Consider the following 4,718-nt stretch of genomic DNA (forward strand, 5'->3'; position numbering starts at 1 on the left):
GGACCTCAGGTGTTCCGCGAGCGCCCGCGGGGTCGGGTGGTCGAAGGTCAGGGTGGGCGGCAGGCGCAGCCCGGCGGCGGTGCCGAGCTGGTTGCGCAGCTCCACCGCGGTCAGCGAGTCGAATCCGGCCGCGAGGAAGCCGCGGTCGGGCTCGATCGTCTCCGGCTCGCCGTGGCCGAGGATGCCGGCGGCGATCCGGCGGACCAGGGCCAGCAGCAGGCGGCTCTGCTCGACTTCGGAACGGCCCGCCAGCTCGGCGACCAGCGAGTTCCCGGCCGATGCCGGCGCCGCGCCGGACCCGTTCGCCGCCGGTTCCGACGCGGACCCGGCGCGGGGGCGGCCGGCTGGCGCCCGTCGCGGCCGTGTCCGGACCAGCTCGCGCAGCATCGTCGGGGGCGTGCCCGCGGCGAGCCGGCGCGACGAGATCCGGGCCGGGACGAGGAGCGCCTCGGGGGCGTCGAACGCGGCGTCGAGCAGGGCGAGGCCGGTGTCGGTGTCCAGGGGCGCCAGCCCGCCGCGGCCGAGCCGCTCGATGTCGGTGCTGCGCAGGTGCGCGGTGAGCCCACCGCCGCCGGTCGCCGTCTCGCCTGCGCCGGGCTGGCCCGCGGCCCGCCCGTCCGCGGCCGGCGCGGTCCCGAGTCCCTGTGCCCACAGGCCCCAGGCGAGGCAGACCGCGGGCAGGCCCCGGGCTTGGCGGTGCTGCGCGAGCGCGTCCAGGAACGTGTTGGCGGCGGCGTAGTTACCCTGGCCCGCGTTGCCCAGGATGCCCGCGACCGACGAGTAGAGGACGAACGCCGACAGGTCCAGGCCGGCGGTGAGCCGGTGCAGGTGCCAGGCGGCGTCCACCTTCGGTCGCAGGGCGGTCTCGACCTGCTCGGGTGTGAGCGAGGTGAGGACCGCGTCGTCGAGGACTCCCGCGGTGTGTACGACGGCGGTCAGCGGGTGCTCGTCGGGCACGGCGGCGAGGACCGCCGAGACGCCCGCCGGATGGGCGGTGTTGGCGGCTATCACCGTGACCTGCGCGCCGAGCTCGGTCAGCTCGGCGAGTAGTTCCCGCGCTCCCGGAGCCTGCGGCCCGCGCCGGCTGACGAGCAGCAGGTGCCGCACGCCGTGCCGGGTGACCAGGTGCCGGGCGGCGAGCCGACCGAGCGTCCCCGTCCCACCGGTGACGAGCACCGTGCCGTCCGGGTCACGTTCGACAGACACGGTGAGAACCAGCTTCCCGGTGTGCCGGGCCGCCTGCAGTGTCCGCAGCGCCGTCGGGGCGTGCCGGATGTCGTGCCCCACCACGGGCAGCGGCGGCAGCACCTCCCGCTCGAACAGTCCGGTCAGCTCGGCGAGCAGCTCCGCTATGCGGTCCGGGTCGACGGTGAGGAGATCGAACGCCTGGTAGCGCACGCCGGGATGGGCCGCGGCGACGGCGTCGGGGTCGCGCAGGTCGGTCTTGCCCATCTCCACGAGGCGACCACCGGGAGCGAGCAGCCGCAGCGAGGCGTCGGTGAACTCGTGGGCGAGCGCGTTGAGTACGACGTCGACCCCCCGCCCGCCGGTGGCGTCCCGCAGCCGGGACTCGAACTCCAGCGTCCGCGAGTTCGCCACCCGGGCCGGGTCGACGCCCGCCTTGACCAGCACACCCCACTTGGCCGGGCTCGCCGTGGCGTAGACCTCGGCTCCGAGGTGACGCGCGAGCGCGACCGCGGCCGTGCCGACGCCACCGGTCGCCGCGTGGATGAGCACCCTGTCGCCGCTGCGCAGGCCGCCGAGGTCGAGCAGGCCGTACGCGGCGGTCAGGTAGGCGACCGGCGCGCCCGCCGCCTGCGCGAACGACCAGCCGGGCGGGATCCGGGTGAGCAGCCGGCGGTCGACGACCGCGCGTGAGCCGATCACCCCCGGGACGAGCCCCATCACCCGGTCGCCGGGGGAGAGGCCGGTGACCTCCGGGCCGGTCTCGACGACGATGCCCGCCCCCTCGGCGCCGAGCTCGGCCTCGCCCGGGTAGACGCCCAGCGCGATGAGGACGTCGCGGAAGTTGAGGCCGACCGCCCGCAGCGCGACCCGGACCTGGCCGGCGGCCAGCGGCGCGTCGGCCGCGGGGAAGGGCACCAGAGCCAGCGTGTCCAGCGTCCCGCGGGTGGTGACGTCGAGTCGCCATGCCGCCGTGCCGTCGGCCGTCCCGTCCGCGGACCCGGCGGGGATGGCGAGCGTCTCCCCACGGTCGCGTCGGGCCAGCCGCGGCACGCGCGCCTGCCCGCCGCGCAGGGCGAGCTGCGGTTCGTCGGCGGCGAGTGCCGCTGCGACGGCCCCGGCGAACGCGGTACGCGAGTCGGGGTGGTTGTCGAGGTCGACCAGCAGGACACGGCCGGGATGTTCCGTCTGCGCCGAGCGCGCCAGCCCCCACACCCCGGCCGCACCGAGGTCGTCCACCGGCTCGCCGGCGTCGGTCCCGACCGCGCGCGAGGTCACCAGGACCAGCCGGGTGTCGGCGAACCGCTCGCCGGCGAAGGGCTCGGTCGCGAGCCACGACTGCAGCAGGGCCAGAGCGTCGGTCGTCGTCCGCCGCGTCCCGTCGGCGGTCGACCGTTCGGTGTCGCCCGTCGACACGAGCGTCACCACCACGGCCGTCGGCACCTCGCCGGAGAGGCTGTCCGCACCCGCACCCGCAGCGGCAGCGGTCTCGGCCTCGTCGACATCGGTATCGGCGGTGGTCGTGGTGGCCGCGGCGAGGACGGCGAGATCCGGGTGCCGCTCGGCGGCGGAGCCGCGCTGCCCGTCGCCGTCCGTGACGAGACCGGCCAGATCGAGCGGGTCCGGCCCGACCAGGGCCCAGCGGACCGCGGCGGTCGTGCCGGCCGCCCGCACGCCGGCGTCCGCCCCGGCGGGTGTGGCCGAAGGGACCGGCGGCAGCGTGCGCCAGCGCACGGAGAACAGCGCGTCCGCCGCCTCGGTGGCCGTCCCGCCGAGGCGTTCCACCGCTGTCGGGCGCAGGGCCAGGGTGGCGATCTCCGCCACCGGCCTGCCGGCCGGGTCGTAGACAGCGATGCGTACCCGGTCCGGTGCGGTCGGGCTGATGCGTACCCGCAGCTCGTCGGCCCCGACAGTGTGCAGCGCCACGGCGGACCAGGCGAACGGCAGCGATGGCGGTGCCGCCGGGTCCGCCGCCAGGAGACCGACGACCGGGTGTAGAGCCGCGTCGAGCAGCGCCGGATGCAGAGTGAAGCCGGCGGGGGGTCCGGCCTCGGCCGGCAACGCGACCTCGGCCAGCAGATCGTCGCCGTGTCGCCACACGCGCCGCAGGCCGCGGAACGCCGGGCCGTAGCCGTAGCCGCGATCGGCCAGCCGTTCGTACAGGTCGTCGAGGTCGACGGCGACGGCGTCGGCCGGCGGCCAGGCCGTGCCGTGCCCGCCGTTCGCCTGGGCGGCAGGGACGGTCGGGGCGGCGAGGGCACGGCCGGGGGATGACGTGTCCGCCCCGGGCGGGGACGTCTGGTCGACCGTGCCCTCGCCGGCCGGCGCGAGCACCCCGGTCGCGTGCCGCGTCCACGGCGCCGTGGTGTGGGCGTCCGGCTCGCCGCGCTCGCCGGCCGGCCGGCCGAAGATGGAGACACCGCGCCGACCTGTCCCGTCCGGCGCATCCACCCTCACCTGCAGCTGGACGTCCACCTCGGTCGGCAGCACCAGCGGGGCCTCGAGGGTGAGCTCCTCGAGGATCTCGGGGGCCCCGGCCGCGGCGACCTCCCCGGCCGCTCCCGCGGCCGCGGGCCGGTGCTTTTCGGCGACTGCCCGCCCGGCATGCAGCGCGAGTTCGAGCAGGGCGGTGCCGGGAAGCAGCACCGTGTCGCCGACCGCGTGGTCGGCGAGCCACGGCTGCTCGGCGAGTGACACCCGGCCCGTCAACGCCACCGCGTCCGAGCCGGCGAGCTCCACCGTTGCGGCCAGCAGGGGATGGTCGGCGCCGCGCAGCCCGGCCGCTGCCAGATCGGCCAGGGCAGTGGGGACCGTCAGCCAGAGACGCCGGCGCTGGAACGGGTAGGTGGGCAGGTCGAGCGTTCGCCGCCGGTCCGAGGCAGGCAGCGCCCTGGCCCAGTCGGCGGGCGCCGCCTGGGTGTGGTGGATCGCGAGGTTGTCCAGGAACCGTCGCATGCCGCCGTCGTCGCGCCGCAGCGTCCCGACGATGCTGACCGAGCGCTGGTCGGTGGACCCGCCCGTGCCGTTCGGTCCGCCCGCTCCGTTCGGTCCACCGGGCGTGTTCGTCCCGTCGGCGTCGTCGCCGCCCGGCTCGACGGTGTGGTCGATGGCGGGGGTGAGGACGGGGTGCGGGCTGACCTCGACGAAGTGCGCGTAACCGGCGCGGGCCAGCGCCGCGATGACCGGGTGGAACTCGACGGTGTCGCGCAGGTTGTCGTACCAGTAGTCGGCGGTCAGGCCGGTGGTGTCGAAAGGCTGCTCGCCCGCCGCGGTGTGGCCGGCGACCGTGGAGAAGAACGGGATCGAGGCGGCGCGCGGCGTGATGTCGGCGAGCGTCTCCAGCAGCGTCTCCCGCAGCGTCTCCACGTGGGCCGAGTGCGACGCGTAGTCGACCGGGATGGGCTTGGCGTTGACGCCGCTCGCGCGGAACCGGGCGAGCGCCTCCCCGGCGGCCTCGGTGTCGCCGGAGACGACGGTGGCCGCGGGACCGTTCGCCGCCGCGATGTCGAGCCGTCCCCGCCATTCGGTCAGGG

Annotated in this window: 1 protein-coding gene; it reads right to left on the reverse strand. The window is 76.5% G+C overall.

Annotated elements, in window-relative coordinates:
* A partial coding sequence (locus tag AC559T_RS08735) for an SDR family NAD(P)-dependent oxidoreductase (RefSeq protein ID WP_498868386.1) occupies nt 1–4,718 on the reverse strand: 4,718 nt, incomplete at both ends.

The sequence above is a fragment of the Frankia sp. Hr75.2 genome (assembly GCF_949319125.1).
Classification (GTDB): Bacteria; Actinomycetota; Actinomycetes; order Frankiales; family Frankiaceae; genus Parafrankia; species Parafrankia soli.